Below are 18,627 nucleotides of genomic sequence, written 5' to 3' on the forward strand. Positions count from 1 at the left end.
CACATGTAAATAAATTAGACACCTTGTTAAATAGTTGAACTGTGGTAAGTTACCGCTAAATTACCTTCATTTCTTTTTTGAGAGAACATATGAAATCTGTTAAATATAATCAATCTGGTTTTACTTTGGTTGAAATTGCTGTTGTTCTTGTGATTATCGGCTTGCTGCTTGGTGGTGTTTTAAAAGGCCAGGAGATGATAGAGAATTCCCGCATCAAATCAGTTGCTGCTGACTTGCGTGGTATTTCAGCTGCATACAATAGCTATGTTGACCGTTTTCACGCTGTCCCGGGCGATGAATTATTGGCTACGATGACTGGCCGGGGTTGGACTTCTACTGTCGGTGGCAACGCCGATAATGTGCTCGCAATCACTCCTGCACAAGCGTTTACCAATGCGGGTGAAGAGCCTAGTTTCTGGCAAGCTCTGCGTGGTGCCGGTTTTATTGCCGGTGACCCAGCCGCCGTTGGTGTAGCCGCATTGCCAAAAGCCGGCACAACTGGTCTGATTGGTGTAGCCGTTGGGCCTTATGGCTTGACAGGCCTTTCTGCATGTACCTCAGGTTTGACTACCAAGCAAGCGCGTGGTGTTGACACCATCATTGATGGTATCGACCAAAACAGTACTGGAGATGCACGTGCCATTAACGGTGCAGCTAATCCATTGGCTCCTGTGGCAGCCGCACCAGCAGCTACTGCTTACAATGAAACCACTATTGTGAATACATGGACACTGTGCCGTCCACTGTAATAGTGGCTCCGCAGCAGAATAAGAGCAAATACTGATTGGAATAACTGCAAACGAATACTACATATTCGTTTGCAGTTTTTTTACCGTTCTTCCGCAATTCTTTCGTCGTTCCCCCACCGTTCATCACCTATACGCCGAGATCCCTGCAAGGCAACACGGTATTGGTGTGCCATCCTCGCCGCGCATTCAATTCTCTACATCACTCGATCTTTTTTACAAAGCCCACATAGATGCGCCGTGCGACGAAATGATCGTATCCAGTCTGACGGAAAGTGCTCGTGTCTGTCCTATAGCTGCGCTTGCTGCCATCGAAAATATCGTTGGCGTTGACCGTCAAGCTTAGCGTCTTGGTCAATTGATGCTTCCAGGTCAGGCTGACATTACTGGTTGGCCCATAGTGGCCTAGCGGTGTGATTCCTGCCGACTGGCAATTAGCATTCAGCGACAGGTCGTTGTGCCCGAAGCTGTAAGCTGCTCTGAGATTCATATAGCCAGAAATACTGTCCTGGTGCACAAGGCTATACAAATCGGGGGTATCAAGCAGCACGCGATAGACGCCGGCGTCTATGCCCAAACGCAGGGTCCCTTCAGGCGTCCAATCGAGAGAGCCTGTTATGCCGGCCGAGCGGGCCCGCCCACCATTCTGCTTCGAGGTGACAAGCACGTTGTCGGTGTCAAAACTGCGCGCATCGGTGACTGTATCGCGGCTGCTACGATAGAAGAAATCAAGATTGCTGCTCAGGTGCTGGGCGTCCACATTCGTACCAAGCTCCCATGCGTTCAGGATTTGCGGTTTGAGGCCGGGGTTGCCACGGCTCAGGTTTTGCGCATCGACATAGGTGGTGAAAGGATTAAGGTCGCGCGGATCTGGCATCTGCAGACTGCGGCGAAAGCTGAGCGTCAGGTCAGCTTGGTCACTGGCGGCATATTTCAGGTGAAGGCTGGGATTGAATGCCTGCCACTGCCCGGTCTGCATGATACCTTTTGCCGGGCTCACCCTCAACGCCATGCGCTCAGCCCGTCCGCCCAGCAGCGCTTCCCATTTCCCATGCGTGATCTTATCGGTCAGATAGACTGCGCTTAGCGTGGTCATCACGGCGTAAGCGTTGGTCGTATCGGGATTAGGTATTTCGGTGCCTGTCGCAGGATAGACGGACGCCTGGTAGTTGTAGATATCGTCCGCCTTGTCCTGGATGTCCAGACCCATGCCCCACTGGCCGTGTTCCGCTGAGCGACTCCAGTCGAGGGTGGCCTGACTAAGCTGGCGCTTCGACCTGGTAGCGCCATGACTGTAAGCGATGGCGCGCACCGGTTCGACAAACACATCACTATAAGACTTGTCGATCAGGCCGGTTGTATCGCTGCGCTGAACCATTGCCTTCAGCGCCGACTCATTGTCCTGGTGGCTGTAACTCAGGCTGGCGCTGTCATCGGACTGCTGGTTGGGGCCGTAGGAGATACGATGATAGATGGTCTCGGCAGCGCCCGTACGGTTCTGATTGAGCACGTCGAACAGCGGACGCGACCGCCGATTATTATATCGGGCCGACAGGCTGAGGCTATCCATGTCGCTTAAGACATAATCGACGCCGAATGCGGCGCTTTCGACAATGCGACGGACGAACACTTCCGAAGTCTGCAGTGTTTGTCCGCCTTGGCCACCGATAGAATTATTCCAGTCAACTGCTGACTGGCGAAATTTCAGCGTGCCATCGTGGCGGAACGCCAGGTTGCCATGCACGCTTATATCGTTTCCGGTCACATCGCCCGACATGCCGACATTCCAGAGGCCCTGGTCGGCGGCGCTGCCCTGTATCTGCGCACGTGCACCAGGCTTGCGGTTTCGCTTCAACACAATATTCAGGATCGCTCCGCCATTGGCATTGTAGGCGGCGGACGGATTCGTGATGACTTCTATGCTGGCTATGTCGGCGCCACTCATGGTCTGTAGCGCCACCACCCGCTCATCACCCGCCATCATCGCCGTCGGTTTGCCGTCGACCAGGACCGTCACCTGGGAATTTCCCTTGACCGAGATTTGCCCGTCGGCCGTCACCGACACAGTAGGTGTCGCCTGCAAAACATCTTGCGCAGTACCATTTGCAGCCCTTGGCATGCTGGAAACGTCATACACAGTCTTATCAAGCTTTTTGACAACTGGCTCTTTCTTGCCTGTCACCGTCACTGTCGGGCTGGCCGGATCTTCAGCCCGCGCTTCCACCGGCAGCATGACGAGCCCGAACAGAATCACGGAGAGTGCGGAGAGTACGGAGGGTGTCGCCCTAAGCACGTAAGCGCTCATGCGGCGGCGGTGATCGATTTCACGATCCCTCACACCGCGCAATTTGGCCATGTTCGTGACGCTCAATGCCATCGTCGGGTGGACCATTTGAGCGACGGATTATTACTTGAATTACATTTCATTATTTAAAATTTCAAAGGCTGAATACGTATATTTTGAACAAAAATATACGTACCTGCCCTTCAGAAGAAAATATCAGCGCTTCGTGATCGTCAAGAGGCGGCGAGTTTGTTTTACTTAGCTTCGGTCATATCTTCTGTCGTATCTTTTTTTGTATCTTCTTTCTGGATAGACATGCTTTTCAACAAAGACCAGACCATCGCCCCCAAAATCGCAAGGCCAGCGGCTAGCGCGGCCCATAACCAGGGTTTGTGTTCTTTGGCCGGGGCCGTGACTGGTGCCGTTGCAAATTTTTCAGTTTCGCCAATGACAGGCTGGCTGGCAATCTCTACGCTGGCGTCATCCGCCTTGATCAATTGCGCTATTTTCAGGTTTGGCATCAAGGTGTGCAGGGGCAAGGCGGCGCCATCTTTTGCTTCCACACCCCATTCGAGTATATAGGGGCCTTTTCCTCGCGCCAAAAATACCAGGCTGCGCGGCAGGCTGGCGATTTGTAGCCCAGGTGGTGGCTTGCCCAAAGAACTGACCGGACCTGTAGTCTGCAGTCGCAAACCTTTATAACTTGCGCCATCCATCAACAGGTCTGGCGATTTTGCTTCGCCATTTGGCAGGCTAAGGCGATAAACCAGTGTCTCGTTGAGCCAGACTTCGCGATCTGTCTGCTGTGCTGCCACCTGTTTGTGATGCCGCAAAACATGCAATGGATACAGCGGATTGTGATGATGTCGATACGAAGATGTCGCCTGGGCCGGAGGCAACTGCCCCCATACACTCACCGTTGCCAGGGTATTCGGTTCACTCAATTGCAAACGCAGACTGTCTATCGGTGTTTTTTCCGGCAACGGGTAATCACAATAGGTATTGCTGCAGCCTTTGGGCTGTATCAGTGCACTCCATTGCAAAGGCGGCGGTGTATAGCTTTGCTGCTGACTATCTACAGTGACACCAAGCAGTTCTGGCGCTTGATCTGCATCACGCCAGCGCAGGCGCAAATAGCGTGCAGTGGCATGATACAGATTGATTTCCAGTTTCTGCACCGTGGCATTTTGATGCTGCAATTGTATGACTTGCTCATCTGCACTGATCAAACGCCAGTTCTTCAAATCATCACTGGCCTCCAGGCTGAACCCAAACAGGCCATTGACTTGCGCAGCCAGTTCGAGTCTGGCTTGCAGCAGTTGCCCCTTGCTTTGGCTGACATCAAGAATCCAGACGGGGACAGTTTTTTTCTTGCCCGTCTTCCATTCAGACAATTGCGTCAGCGAACCATCCGGATTTTTCCGGAAACTGTTGGCCGTGTTGACGGTAAGGCTTTGTTCATCCGGAAGTGGAAACAGCGGCACCTTGGTGCTATGCAATTCTGCCGTTTCAGTTTCGGTATCCACCCAGGAAAATGACAGTAATTCGCCGGCAGCATTGCGCACCCTTACATCATGTAAATCCGGATGCACACTGCCGGGGTAAATGCCCACCGGCAGATTCAGGCGATAGTAGGGGCCGCTACCTTGGGTGCTGATCGCAGCCTGCTGCACACCGACCGTCGCGGCAATCCCAGGCGACAGTTGCAGTAACACAGCGGTGGCCAGCATAGCTGCCTTGATTTTCATTGCGCGCCTATTGTTCATGTGTGCTCCTGACGGGATTCGGTGTCATCCTCAGGCTCTGGCCCGACAGCTTTTGGCTTGACAGGGACCGGTGCAAAATACCCGACCACCAGCAGCAGGATACCCACGCCGATAAAGGATACGATGCGATACAGGCCACCGCGATCCGCCAGTTCGATCAGGAACAGTTTCACCACGACCACGCCCAGCAAAGTTGCACCGGCGATCCAGATGCCGCGTGACATGCGACGATTGCCAAACAGCATGACTGCCACACCACACACCGCCCAGGTAATCGATACCGCCGCCTGGCTCAGGCGAGAAGCAAACAGGGCATCTGCATCCCAAGGTACACCAGCAAAATGATGGCAGCTACGCAAAACCATCCCTGTCAATAAAGCCAGGGCAGTTGCTGCTGCCAATACCTTGGATACCTGCAAGCCATCGGTTTTAACCGCAGCCGATGGCAGCGCACGCCACCAGTGCAGCAAGGCCAGCAATACCAGCCACTGCCCCAGTTCCAGCGGGTTCAATAAAGGCAGATAAGGCAAAGGGCTGGCATCACCAGCGCTGACAGTATTCGTCAGCCAGCACCAGCCCAGCAAATACAGGGCAACCGGTGCGCAGGCCAGTTCCAGATAGGCACGACGATAGGTATTCAGCGGCCAGATGATTGCCAGGACGCGTGAACCGATAAACCAGAATACCAGGACAGGCACCAGGACCCATCCCAACAAAGGCCAGCTCGACCAGGTATCGGCCAGCGGTTCAAAGCGCAACTGCCCTTCCCTTGCGGCCAGCAGCAGGAAGAACCAGAAGCCGACGATATGGGTCAGGCTCAACAGCCGCGGCCAGCTTGCCAGCCATACTTGCTGCCATTTCAGGGCACGCACATGCCAGGCCAGGGCCAGTGACCACAGCAGCCAGCCAAAATGCGCCGATGGCAGGTAGTCTGTTTGCGATCCCGACACGCCTATCAGGGCGCTGAATATCAGCAAAGGCAGGAACACGATAGCCGCGCCACCCATGGCCGGCCAGCGCCGCCATTTGGCAAGTGCAATCATCAACACAGAACTGAGAATGGAAATAGTCACGGCCACCGTTGCTGCATACACCGTTTGCGCATTGTGTTCCAGCACATCCAGGCTTTCGGGGAACCATGCCGACAACCACCATCCGAGACCCCAGACGATAGGCAGCACCGTTGCCAATTTGCCGTTACACCAGGGGTTCAACCAGACAGAAGCCAGCGGTCGCGCAGCATTTCCCGTATTGCCAGTATTGCCCAGCTCCAGCAAGACCTGGCGCATTCTGGCTGCCTCGGCACGTACGCGATCTGCACTGAACCAGGCCGCAATTGCCAGCGACAAAGGAATCAGGAAGCCCAAATGTGCAAATGCACGGCCATGATAATGATCAATTTCAACGCCATACAGTACAGCAGAAATCACCTGCAGAGCCGCAGCCAGACCGGCCAGCGCAGTATGCGACATGCGCAAGCCTGCCCATAGCAACAGGCAGGATGTCAGTGGCCAGATCAATGCAGCCTGTTGCAGGTCTATCGCAAACAACATCGCCAGATGCAGCAAGGCGCAACCACTGACAACCGCCAGGTTATTCACATACGACCAGGCCGGTGGCCTGCCCTGCTCTTGCACCTTTTGCTTGGTTTCGCGCATCGCACGACCAGCAGTGAACAGGATACTGGCCGCAATGATCAGGGCTGCCAGCATGCCATGCCAGCCATCTGCCAATGCTGCGGTGCTATTGGCGCTATTGGCACCAGCGGCACCATTGGCTGCGGTTGCCGCATGTAAGGTAAACAGGAAAGTCACCAGGGCCGTCGCCTGCAAGGCAGCAGCCACTGGCGCAAAGACTTGCAAGCCAAAACGTCGCGCCACTGCCGATACCAGTAAGGCCAGCACTGCCAGTGCCGCCGCTGCATACTGCGGCACCAGCAGCATCCACGGCAACAGGGCAATCGCCGCCACACCCAGCCACGGCAAGAAGCGGTTTGGCACTTCTTCCCAGCTTGAAACAGTCTTGCTGTCGGCACGCCGGTGCAAATTCCAGACCACAAACACGCTGACGGCAAGCAGCACCGGCCCCAGCCACGGTCCCTGCCACAAAGGTCCGGTCAGATCAGGATTCAGGTAAATGCCATTTAACAGCTTGTAGCTGGCCCCCACCAATACGACATAGGCAAATGCCCGGGCATACGGTCTTTGCTGGCGCCAGCCCAGCCAGTACATGCCCGCCCCCTCTACCGCCCAGGCAGCGCCGGTCCAGGTGCCTTCCAAGCCCAGCGGAATCGCCAAAGTACCAAAAATGGCGGCCACGATGACATAGGCCTCGGCCAGCAAGGCCAGACCCTGCTTCTGCCTGGAAAACACAAACCTGGCCAGCAGCAGATAAAAGAAACCAACTGCCAGTGCAGAAAATGCAGCCCCATATTCGGTATGCTTGACCAGCATGTACTGCATGCCAAACGCCGTGACCGGGTTACCAAACACCAGTGCGCTATCCACTCTGCCCACCCGTTTCAGGGTGGCCAGCGGGCCTTCCTGATTTTCAGTTTCTTTCAGCGTACGACGCGCAAACAGCAAGCCGATCAAGGCAAACAGGACAAAGAAGAACAGCAGGAAAGGCTGCACCAGCCCATATTGACTGTCTGTATAAAATTTATCTGCCCAGCCCAGAGCCAGGGTAAAGGTGCCGACAAAACCGATCAGGTTCAGGATGCGCCAGGCATTGAACCAGGCCACCAGGAAAATACCGATATCCAGCACCGCCAGATAGGTGAACAAGCCCATAGGCCGGTTTTCGCCGGTAGAGGTCAGCACCGGCGTCACAAAGCCTTCCAGCGCTGCGACGATGGCCAGCATCGGCGCATTTTGCAAGACGGCTAATGCAGCACTTAACACTGACACGGCAAACATGAAACCAAAGCCTACTTCTGGTGTTACCAGCCCATGCATTTTCATGGCGGACAGGGTCGTCAGATAAAACACTCCTATCGCCATACCCTGCAATATCAACGCATAATCGCGCCGCTTGTTACGCAGCAACCAGCCCAGGCTTAACAGGACTACACCGACCAGCGCAACGCCGGCATAACGCAATTCCACCGGCACCGTTACCCGCTCTGCGGTATAACGCAGCAGGAAAGCCAGGCCCAGGAACAAGATCAGCACACCCGCCTTGACCAGGGTATTGCCGCCAAAAATCAGATTGGCAATCGGCGCAGGCAAACTTTCACGCAAGCTTTTGGGTGGTGGTGGCGGAGGCCGTTTTGCCGCCGCAGGTTTGACCGGGGCCGGAGGTACAGGCGTAACGGCTGGTATGACGGTTGTCACTGCGGGTGACACTACAGGAGACGCCGAAGTTGGCATAGCAGGCGACGCCACCGGAGGTACTGGTGCAGACATTGCCGGTGTCAGCTCAACTGGCTTGAAGGCGGCTTCATCCCTGACAGGCAAGCTGGCATTCGCATCTTTGCCCGTGATGGTCGCTGCCATGGCGGGTGCTGGTTCAAATGTCAGGCCGTCATCGATGGATAAGGCCTCGTCAGCTATGGGGAGTGGTAAGGGTGGTGGTGTGGTGATGACTGGCTCTGCTGTCGCCATACCGGTATCCGAAGGACGGACGGCTGCGGCAGCGATTCCGGATGCTTGTTCCGGCAGGACCGAAGTCGCGGCTGCAGCATCAGCACCACTGCTGGCGGTACCAGCTTTCAGGCTGGCCAGTTCATGCTCCAGATTTTGCAGGCGATTTTCCATCGCTGCCATTTTCCTGCGCATCTCTGCCAGCGGATCTTCAGGTTTGCTCTGTCCCGGTTTCGCCTGCGCAGCTTCACTTGCGCTCCAGGGTTTGGGATTTTTTTTGCGGGAACTGCCCAGCATCTGGCCGACAAAGCCACCCAGTACGGCAAACAGCAGCATGACGGGGCCAGACCCCGTTGCCACGCCGATGATGAAACCGATGATTCCCCCGACAAACCACATAATATTCCCTTATTTCTTCTGCGCTTTTAGCGCCATCGCCAGACTGTAAGGAAAATTCAAAAAACTTGCAATACTTGCACTTGAGTTGCAATCGGGGTGTTGCGATTTATTTTATGCATGTAATTGGTGATTCCAATAGGAAAACACTTGAAGAACCGCTGCCAAACAAAGGGCAAACAGGCGGGGGAGCAAATGAAATGCATTACAACTACTTACAAAATTGCATGGTAAATTGTGTGATACCGTCCGGTTTGCGACGAAAGCAGCACGAAAGTGTCATCAATCTCGTGAGCGTCATGCGCGTTCAGACTGATTGCTTTCCATCTGTCAGGAAGCGAGGGGCAGGCAACAGGCGTGCCCATCGTTTCAAGGTTTTGCCTGCCTTTGCAGCAATTCTCTGTCCAGCTGTTCTATGTGCAATTTACGTTGCAGGGCTTTGGCTTCCAGCGAGATTCTTTGCAAGACGACGATATATTGCCGACGCTGTTGCTTGGTGTCATCCAGGCAGTCATTCACAAAAAATTTACTATGGCAGGCTTTGTCCGCCTGTTCATACCAGTTTTGCAAACGTTGCTGTGCCACCGTGGCTTCTTTCAGGGCTATATCTGCCACCTCGCCAGTCGTAATGCTGCCAGGTGCATATTTTTGATCGAGGGTAGTCGTCAATCCGGCAATCGCCGACAATTCATTGCTGTCGGGGATAGCCATTGCGGGGCTGGTCAGCGCCAGTTGAAGCAATGCGGCAACACAGACAGTCAGTATGTTTTTATTCAAGTGATACTCTCCGCAAGTTGGCGCTGATCTGCATCCATGTATTCCTTGGACTGCATCTCTATGATACGTGAAATGGTTCTGTGAAATTCATTAGACAGGGTACCGTTGGTATAAAGTTCCTCGGGTATCACTTCTGCCGACATGATGAGCTTCACTTTATTGTCGTAAAAGACGTCGATCAGCCAGGTAAAACGACGCGCCTCGGACGACATGGCGGCCGACATGCGGGGGATGGAAGACAAAATGACCGTATGGAAACGACTGGCGATTTCGAGATAATCATTCTGTGATCGTGGCCCACCGCACAGGGTGGCAAAGTCAAACCAGATGACACTGCCGGCCCGTCGCAAGGATTTCAGGTTGCGCCCTTCGATATCAACGCGCGGATCTTCATCATGGGTTTCTGCAATGCGCGCAAACATATCACGCAAGGAACGGTCATTTGCCGCATTCAGCGGGGTCAGGTAAGCCTGCACCTGTTCCATCGCACGCTTGCGATAATCATTGCCGGAATCCACATTCAGGATATCCAGTTTTTCTTTCAGCAAGGCAATCGTCGGCAACATGCGATCGCGGTGCAAGCCTTCAGGATACAGGGTATCCGGCTGGTAATTGGATGTCATGACAAAGGATACGCCATTGTCAAACAGCGCCTTCAGCAGGTTATACAAGAGCATGGCATCGGCCACATCTGATACATGAAATTCGTCAAAGCAAATCAGCCGATATTTTTTGGCGATCCTGCGCGCCACCTCGTCCAGCGGGTCGGCTACGCCTTTCATTTCATCCAGTTGGCGGTGTACACCGCGCATGAATTCATGGAAATGCAGGCGGGTTTTGCGTACCACCGGCACGACCGAGTAAAAACTGTCCATCAAGAACGATTTACCGCGACCGACCCCACCCCACATATACACCCCACGCGGCACTTCAGGGCGGGTGATGAGGCGGGTAAATTTATTCGCACGCTTGCCTTTGTATTCCACCCATTCATCATAGGCAGTCTGCAGGCGGTCCACTGCCCGTCTTTGTGCTTCGTCAGCCTGGAAACCACGCTGGCTCAATGCATCCTGATAAAACTCTATGACATTCATGAGGGAAAATGATTCTTTGCTGCGTTAGCTGCCATCTTGTATCTGGTAGCCGGATGAAACTGCCGCACACCCTGCCCCATCAGACCGGACCCAGGCGTGCTGGCAGCAAGCTGTGATCAGAGGTGCCAAGACAGCACCCCTGACTACAGGCTGGGAACGATCAGAAGTTCAGGGAACGCTTGTCGACTGCCAGTGCCGCTTCTTTGGTTGCTTCAGACAAAGAAGGATGGGCATGGCAAATACGGGCGATGTCTTCTGCCGAGGCTTTGAATTCCATCGCAACCACTGCTTCGGAAATCAACTCAGATGCCATAGGACCGACGATGTGTACGCCCAGGATTTCATCTGTGCTTGCATCGGCCAGGAACTTGACCATGCCGGACGTATCACCCAGGGCGCGGGCACGACCATTCGCCATGAATGGGAAAGTGCCGGCTTTGTAAGCCACGCCGTCTGCCTTCAGTTGCTGTTCAGTGCGACCGACCCAGGCGATTTCAGGTGAAGTGTAGATCACCCAGGGGATGGTATTGAAGTTGACATGACCGTGCTGACCGGCGATACGCTCGGCAACGGCAACGCCCTCTTCTTCCGCTTTGTGTGCCAGCATCGGGCCTCGTACCACGTCACCCAATGCCCAGACATTCGCCAGATTGGTTTTGCAATCACCGTCAACGGCGACGAAACCACGTTCATCCAGTTGCAGGCCGACAGCTTCAGCATTCAGGCCATTGGTGTTAGGTGTGCGGCCGATGGAGATGATCAGTTTGTCGAAGACGGCCTTATGTTCAGCACCTTTGTCATCCGTGTAATTGACGGTCACCTCTTTGCCGCCATTGACGATTTCACCAATCTTGACGCCCAGATTGATGGACAGGCCTTGTTTGACGAACAGCTTGTGTGCTTCTTTGGCGATTTGTTCATCCACTGCACCAAGGAAAGTCGGCAATGCTTCGAGTACTGTGACTTCAGCACCCAGACGACGCCAGACGCTACCCATTTCCAGACCGATGACACCGGCACCGATGACGCCGAGTTTTTTCGGTACTTCAGCTATCTTCAGTGCGCCGTCATTCGACAGGATGGTGGTTTCATCAAATGCTGCGCCAGGCAAGCCGCGGGCATTGGAACCGGTAGCCACGATGATGTGCTTGCCGGTGATGCTTTCTTCGGTCTTGCCAGCGACCTTGATTTCATAACCGGTCGCATCGGCTTTAACGAAAGAGCCGTGGCCATGGAAGAAAGTGACTTTGTTCTTTTTGAACAGGAACAAGATACCGTCGTTGTTTTGCTTGACGATGGTATTTTTGCGACCCAGCATCTTGCCGACATCCAGGCCCAGGCCCTGCACCTGGATACCGTGGTCAGCGAAAGCATGGCCAGCGTGTTCATAATGTTCGGAAGACTGCAACAAGGCCTTGGATGGGATACAGCCTACGTTGGTGCAAGTGCCGCCAGGTGCCGGGCCGCCTTTGTCATTGCTCCAGGCATCGATACAGGCTGTGGAAAAACCCAGTTGGGCAGCACGAATTGCTGCGATATAGCCGCCAGGGCCAGCGCCGATAACGACAACATCAAATTGTTTGCTCATGAAAATATCCTGATAGGTATAGATTGACTAATTCGCGACATACCGTGGTTTTTTACTCTTCTTCCGGCACAAAAATCCAGGCCAGCAAATAAGCGACCACGCCAGCACCAAAGTAAAGACTGAAAAAGACAAACATCAAACGCCAGATCCAGGAATCCAGACCAGTAAATTGCGCCAGCCCACCGCAAATACCACCCAGCCACTGGTCTTTTTTTGACCTGCGGAATTGATTCAGATGGTTGAAACCCTGGTCCTGATGATTACCAGATGCGGAAGTGTCGCCAGTTGCCAGCAATCTGGCTTTGGCTTGGGCAAATTCTGCATCAGACAGGGCTCCTGCCTGATGCAGTTCATGCAGACGTTTGATTTCGTCAGCGATATTCACAGAATGACTCTCGCTTTGCTTTGAATCTGAATTACAGATCGAGCAACAGGCGGGCTGGATCTTCCAGCGCGTCTTTCATTGCCACCAGACCCAGAACAGCTTCACGACCGTCAATGATGCGATGGTCATAAGACATTGCCAGGTAATTCATAGGACGGATAACGATCTGGCCATTTTCAACCACGGCACGATCCTTGGTCGCATGCACGCCCAAAATTGCGGATTGTGGTGGGTTGATGATAGGCGTAGACAACATGGAACCGAAAGTACCGCCATTCGAGATGGAGAACGTACCGCCAGACAGATCATCCAGAGTCAATTTACCGTCTTTTGCCTTGTTACCGAATTCACCGATTTTCTTCTCGATTTCAGCAATCGTCATTTGATCCGCATTGCGCAGGATAGGTACCACCAGACCACGCGGGGAACCGACAGCAATACCGATATCGAAGTAACCGTGGTACACGATGTCATTACCATCAACGGAAGCGTTGATGATAGGGTATTTTTTCAATGCAGCAACAGCAGCCTTGACGAAGAAGGACATGAAACCCAGTTTCACGCCGTGTTCTTTTTCAAACTTGTCTTTGTACTTGTTACGCAAGTCCATGACGGGTGCCATGTTGACTTCGTTGAAAGTGGTCAGGATCGCGTTTGTCGATTGTGACTGCACCAGACGTTCAGCAATACGTGCACGCAGGCGGCTCATCGGTACGCGCTCTTCCGGACGGTCACCCAGGCTGGCGATGGTCGGTGCAGCAACTTGTTGCAGCGCTGGTTTGCTGGCTACCGGTGCTGCCAGAGGCGCAACTACCGGTGCTGCTGATTTACCTGCAACTGCTGCCAGTGCATCACCTTTGGTGACACGGCCATCTTTGCCAGAGCCATCCACTTGTGCTGCCGTCAGATTGTTTTCTGACAGGATTTTTGCTGCGGCAGGCATTGCCACGCCAGCAGAAGATTTTGCATCCGCAGAGGCGCTTGCAGCGACTGCGGCAGGGGCGGCTGCAACGGCAGCTGGTGCTGCTGCCGGTGTGGCGGCAGCACTGGCACTTGCTGCGGTGTCGATGATGGCGATGATTTCACCAGCAACCACTGTGCTGCCGTCACCTTTGATGATTTGTGTGATCACGCCAGCGTCAGGCGCAGGCAGTTCCAATACAACTTTGTCAGTTTCCACGTCGATCAGGTTTTCGTCACGGCCAACTGCTTCGCCAACTTTTTTATGCCAGGACAACAGGGTTGCTTCTGCGACAGATTCAGATAACTGAGGAACTTTTACTTCGATAATTGCCATTTTTTTACTCTCCGATTCGGGTAGCCAAATGCGACATCAGCTTCTGATGTCGCATCGCGTCATTATTTGGTCAGGACAAAGCCTTTGAGTTTGGAAAATGCCGTTTCCAGCAATGCTTTTTGTTGCGCATAGTGCTTGTCGTAATAACCGACAGCTGGCGATGCACTCGCTGGACGACCGGCATAAGCAAGCTTTTGCCCTTCTTCCAGGCTTTCAAAAATATTGTGCTGGATCTGGAACCATGGTCCCTGATTTTGCGGCTCATCTTGTGCCCAGACCAATTCCGTCAAGTTCGGGAATTTCTTCAGTTCTGCAGCAAAGCTCTTGTGCGGGAAAGGATACAACTGTTCAACACGGATAATTGCCGTATCAGTCTGGCCACGCTCTTTACGAGAATTAACCAGGTCGTAATACACCTTGCCTGAGCAGGCGACCACGCGCTTGACTTTTTTCGCGTCGATTTTTTCATCCACTTCGCCGATGACAGTGTGGAAGCTGCCTTTGGCCAGGTCGGACAACGGTGAACCGGCATCCTTGTTACGCAACAGGGATTTCGGTGTCATGATGACCAATGGCTTACGGAACATGCGTATCATCTGACGACGCAACAGATGGAAAATCTGTGCTGCTGTCGTCGGCTGCACCACTTGCATATTGTTGTCAGCACACAGTTGCAGGAAACGCTCAGGACGTGCGGATGAATGTTCCGGACCCTGGCCTTCGTAACCATGCGGCAGCATCATGACCAGACCGGATGCACGACCCCATTTCACTTCACCAGAGCTGATGAACTGATCGATAACCACTTGCGCGCCGTTGGCGAAATCGCCGAATTGCGCTTCCCAGATGGTCAGCGTATTTGGTTCTGCTGTGGAATAACCATATTCAAAGCCCAGTACCGCTTCTTCAGACAAGACCGAATCGATGACTGTGAATGGGGCCTGCTTGTCAGAAATGTTTTGCAGAGGGATATAAGTACCGGCATCCCAACGCTCACGATTTTGATCATGCAAGACGGCATGACGATGAACGAAGGTACCGCGACCTGCATCCTGACCTGTCAGACGAATTGCATAACCGGAAGATACCAGGGATGCATACGCCAGATGTTCGCCCATGCCCCAGTCCAGGTTCATGTCGCCACGACCCATGTTAGCGCGGTCACCCAGGACTTTTTCTACCAGACTATGCGGCTTGAAGCCTTCAGGCACGACGGTAATACGTTCAGCCAGACGCTTCAGCTCTGTCAATGGAACGGCAGTGTCAGCCGCATCTGTCCATTTGCGGTTGAGAAAAGGAATCCAGTCAACTGCGTATTTGTTTTTGAAATTGGAAATGACCGGATCATGGGTATGCTTGCCGGCATCCATGGCATCACGGTAAGCCTTGATCATCTGATCGCCACCATCCGCAGGAATAGCGCCCTGCGCTGCCAGCTTGTCTGCATACATCTTGCGCGTGCCAGGATGCTGACCAATCTTCTTGTACATCAAAGGCTGGGTCAGCGCAGGTGTATCTTGCTCATTGTGACCCAGTTTGCGATAGCAGATGATGTCAACCACGACATCCTTCTTGAATTCCATACGGTAATCCAGGGCGATCTGGGTGGCCAGAACAACCGCTTCAGGATCATCTGCATTGACGTGCAATACCGGCGCTTCGATCATCTTGACGACGTCGGAGCAATACAGGGTCGAACGAGAATCGCGTGGATCGGAAGTCGTAAAACCGATCTGGTTATTGATGACGATATGCACAGTACCACCTGTACCATAGCCGCGAGTCTGCGCCAGGTTCAGGGTTTCCATGACCACGCCCTGCCCTGCAAACGCGGCGTCGCCGTGTACCAGGATAGGCAAAACCTGCGAGCCATCTTTGTCGCCACGACGGTCCATACGTGCTTTGACAGAACCTTCAACCACCGGGTTGACGATTTCCAGATGGGAAGGATTAAACGCCAGCGACAGGTGGACCGGGCCGCCTGGAGTAGAAATATCGGACGAGAAGCCCTGGTGGTATTTAACGTCACCTGCTGGCAAATCGTCACCATGCTTGCCTTCAAATTCGGCAAACAGATCCTGTGGCATTTTGCCCAGGGTATTGACCAGTACGTTCAGACGACCACGGTGGGCCATACCGATAACGATTTCTTCCACACCGCGCTCACCGGCGCGCTGGATGGTTTCATCCATGGAGGCGATAAAGCTCTCGCCACCTTCCAGGGAGAAACGCTTCTGACCCACATATTTGGTGTGCAGATAACGCTCCAGACCTTCAGCCGCAGTCAGGCGGTCGAGGATGTGTTTTTTCTTTTCCAGGGTAAAGGATGGTGTAGAGCGGATGGCTTCGAGTTTTTGTTGCAACCAACGCTTTTCAGTCGGATCGCTGATGTACATGAACTCGGCACCAATGGAACGACAATAGGTATCACGCAAGGCATTCAGAAGGTCGCGCAAGGATGCAGTTTCTGGTCCGAAATAGGTATTGCTGATGTTGAACTGGATATCCATGTCCGCATCAGTAAAGCCATAAAAACTGGGTTCTAGTTCCGGGATACTTGGACGTTCCTGGCGCTGCAGTGGGTCCAGATTGGCCCAATGGCTACCGAGGAAGCGATAAGCAGCGATCAGTTGCTGGGCAGCGACGCGTTTACGGCCCATTTCAGCATCATTTGTGGCATTGACTGCGCGTATCGGGCCTTGTTTGGCACGTTCAGCAAAGGAAGCAATGACGGGAGCATGCGCAACGTCGGGTTTGGCAGAGCCATCGACTGCAGGCACATTTTGCATGGCGTCAAAGTACGCGCGCCAATTTTCAGGAACAGAACCGGGATTATTCAGATACGCTTCATACAGTTCTTCTACGTACGGCGCATTGCCGCCGAACAAGTACGAGTTGGCGTTATATTGTTGCATCATCTTGCTCACCTTTCTTCGCGTTTCGCGAGATTAGCGGGTTAATCTAACCTTCCGCGACACGGCCTGACCGGTTAGCGGATTGCACATCAAGTTGTGGGGAAGGGCTTATTTCAAACTATCCTCGTGATCGAATCAAAAATCATGCTCTTTTAATATGATTTTTGATTTAATCGCGAAAGTTATATGTAAAAATCACTTTCGTGCCGAAGCATAGCATATTTAAAGAAAAAAAAAAGCGAGTCTTAGAACCTGTTTGCGATCTTGCTGCGCGGGCGTGATCGGGGCTCATGCGCTGCTCAAAATGCTCATGTACTTAAGTACATTCCGCTTTTTGCGCTGCTCTTCACCCCGCTGACGCTCGCTCGCTACAGATCGTAAACAGGTTCTTAAAGACTCGCTTTTTACAACATCAGAACTGATTAAAAAACCAGCGTCTGAACATCAACGTTTGTCGATTGGTGGCACGTCGCGCTTGGCTGCGCCAACAAACAACTGACGAGGACGGCCAATTTTTTGCTCAGGATCAGAAATCATTTCTTTCCACTGAGCGATCCAGCCTACTGTACGCGCCAAGGCGAAAATACCAGTGAACAAGGCGGTTGGGATGCCCAGCGCGCGCTGTACGATGCCTGAATAGAAATCGACATTAGGATACAGCTTGCGGCTGACGAAATAGTCATCTTCCAGAGCGATTTTTTCCAGCGCCATGGCAAGCTTGAACAGTGGGTCGTCTTGCAGACCGAGTTCTTGCAATACTTCGTAGCAAGTTTCACGCATCAGTTTGGCGCGTGGGTCATAATTTTTATAGACGCGGTGACCAAAGCCCATCAGCTTGACGCCGGAATTCTTGTCTTTTACCTGAGCGATAAAGTTAGGAATATTGTCGACGCTGCCGATTTCTTCCAGCATGCTCAATGCCGCTTCATTCGCGCCACCGTGAGCAGGACCCCACAGGCAAGCGATACCGGCAGCGATACAGGCAAATGGATTGGCACCGGAAGAACCCGCCAGACGCACGGTCGATGTAGATGCATTTTGCTCGTGATCTGCGTGCAGGATCAGGATACGATCCAGCGCACGTACCAGCACTTCATTGGTTTTGTATGGCTCACATGGTGTCGAGAACATCATGTGCATGAAGTTGGCACTGTAGGACAGGTCATTGCGTGGATACACGAAAGGCTGGCCTATGGAATATTTGTAAGCCATGGCAACCAGGGTCGGCATCTTGGCGATCAGGCGAATCGCCGATACTTCACGGTGATGCGGATCATTGATGTCCAGCGAATCATGGTAGAACGATGCCAGCGCGCCAACTGTACCTACCAAAACCGACATAGGATGAGCATCACGACGGAAACCACGGAAGAAGAATTGCATCTGCTCATGCACCATGGTGTGATTGGTGACAGTCGCAACAAATTCTTTCTTTTGCGCAGCATTTGGCAATTCGCCATTCAGCAACAGGTAGCAAGTTTCCAGGAAATCGCCGCCATTGACTGCCAGTTGTTCGATCGGATAACCGCGATACAACAGTTCACCCTTGTCGCCATCGATGTAGGTGATGGAAGAATTACAGGCTGCGGTGGACATGAAACCCGGATCATACGTAAACATGCCGGTAGAGCCGTACAACTTGCGGATGTCAATCACATCAGGACCAATAGAGCCCTTGTAAATTGGCATTTCCAGCGCTGGGGAGCCATCGGAAAATGATAGGGTGGCTTTTGTTTCAGAATTAGTCATGGCTCTTCCTTCAGATAAGAGGTGAGTCGTTAATCAAAAAAACACA

General features: G+C 53.1%; 11 protein-coding genes. 1 reads left to right on the forward strand and 10 read right to left on the reverse strand.

The genetic code is table 11. The features are described 5' to 3' along the window. Nucleotides 1-89: 89 nt before the first annotated feature. Nucleotides 90-749, forward strand: coding sequence for a prepilin-type N-terminal cleavage/methylation domain-containing protein (locus ACO0LM_RS03675; protein ID WP_423034437.1), 660 nt, complete (start codon nucleotides 90-92; stop codon nucleotides 747-749). Nucleotides 750-948: 199 nt separating this feature from the next. Here ACO0LM_RS03675 and ACO0LM_RS03680 read toward each other — a convergent pair whose 3' ends face one another. The 10 genes from ACO0LM_RS03680 to gltA form a co-directional block, all read right to left on the reverse strand. Further along, nucleotides 949-3,102 (reverse strand): TonB-dependent receptor plug domain-containing protein, encoded by a 2,154-nt coding sequence (locus ACO0LM_RS03680; protein ID WP_423034439.1) that lies wholly within the window; start codon nucleotides 3,100-3,102, stop codon nucleotides 949-951. Between the two features lie 182 nt (nucleotides 3,103-3,284). Then, the gene (locus ACO0LM_RS03685) at nucleotides 3,285-4,796 is read right to left on the reverse strand and encodes a DUF3999 domain-containing protein (RefSeq protein ID WP_423034441.1); all 1,512 of its coding nucleotides are present in this window, start codon (nucleotides 4,794-4,796) and stop codon (nucleotides 3,285-3,287) included. Further along, on the reverse strand, nucleotides 4,793-8,779 hold the full coding sequence (locus tag ACO0LM_RS03690; RefSeq protein ID WP_423034443.1) for a DUF2339 domain-containing protein: 3,987 nt from the start codon (nucleotides 8,777-8,779) through the stop codon (nucleotides 4,793-4,795). Before ACO0LM_RS03690 ends, ACO0LM_RS03685 begins: the two co-directional genes overlap by 4 nt. A gap of 366 nt (nucleotides 8,780-9,145) precedes the next feature. Further along, on the reverse strand, nucleotides 9,146-9,553 hold the full coding sequence (locus tag ACO0LM_RS03695; protein ID WP_423034445.1) for a hypothetical protein: 408 nt from the start codon (nucleotides 9,551-9,553) through the stop codon (nucleotides 9,146-9,148). Next, nucleotides 9,550-10,647: a cell division protein ZapE gene (zapE, locus tag ACO0LM_RS03700; protein ID WP_423034447.1), complete on the reverse strand. Its 1,098-nt coding sequence runs from the start codon at nucleotides 10,645-10,647 to the stop codon at nucleotides 9,550-9,552. The genes ACO0LM_RS03695 and zapE overlap by 4 nt, the downstream gene beginning before the upstream one ends. A 160-nt stretch (nucleotides 10,648-10,807) precedes the next feature. Then, nucleotides 10,808-12,235 carry a dihydrolipoyl dehydrogenase gene (gene lpdA, locus ACO0LM_RS03705; RefSeq protein ID WP_423034449.1) on the reverse strand — a complete coding sequence of 476 codons (1,428 nt, stop codon included), beginning with the start codon at nucleotides 12,233-12,235 and terminating at the stop codon, nucleotides 10,808-10,810. A 52-nt stretch (nucleotides 12,236-12,287) separates the two neighbouring features. Continuing rightward, nucleotides 12,288-12,620, reverse strand: a complete 333-nt coding sequence (locus tag ACO0LM_RS03710) for a PspC domain-containing protein (RefSeq protein ID WP_422986801.1) — start codon at nucleotides 12,618-12,620, stop codon at nucleotides 12,288-12,290. Nucleotides 12,621-12,651: 31 nt separating this feature from the next. Then, a complete protein-coding gene (gene odhB / locus ACO0LM_RS03715) occupies nucleotides 12,652-13,917 on the reverse strand; it encodes a 2-oxoglutarate dehydrogenase complex dihydrolipoyllysine-residue succinyltransferase (RefSeq protein ID WP_422986803.1) in 1,266 nt (421 codons plus the stop codon). 62 nt (nucleotides 13,918-13,979) lie between these two features. Next, nucleotides 13,980-16,835 (reverse strand): 2-oxoglutarate dehydrogenase E1 component, encoded by a 2,856-nt coding sequence (locus ACO0LM_RS03720; protein WP_423034451.1) that lies wholly within the window; start codon nucleotides 16,833-16,835, stop codon nucleotides 13,980-13,982. Nucleotides 16,836-17,276: 441 nt separating this feature from the next. Further along, the gene (gene gltA / locus ACO0LM_RS03725) at nucleotides 17,277-18,581 is read right to left on the reverse strand and encodes a citrate synthase (protein ID WP_422986807.1); all 1,305 of its coding nucleotides are present in this window, start codon (nucleotides 18,579-18,581) and stop codon (nucleotides 17,277-17,279) included. Nucleotides 18,582-18,627 lie beyond the last annotated feature (46 nt).

This window comes from Undibacterium sp. Di26W, assembly GCF_049340265.1.
Taxonomy (GTDB): Bacteria; Pseudomonadota; Gammaproteobacteria; order Burkholderiales; family Burkholderiaceae_D; genus Undibacterium.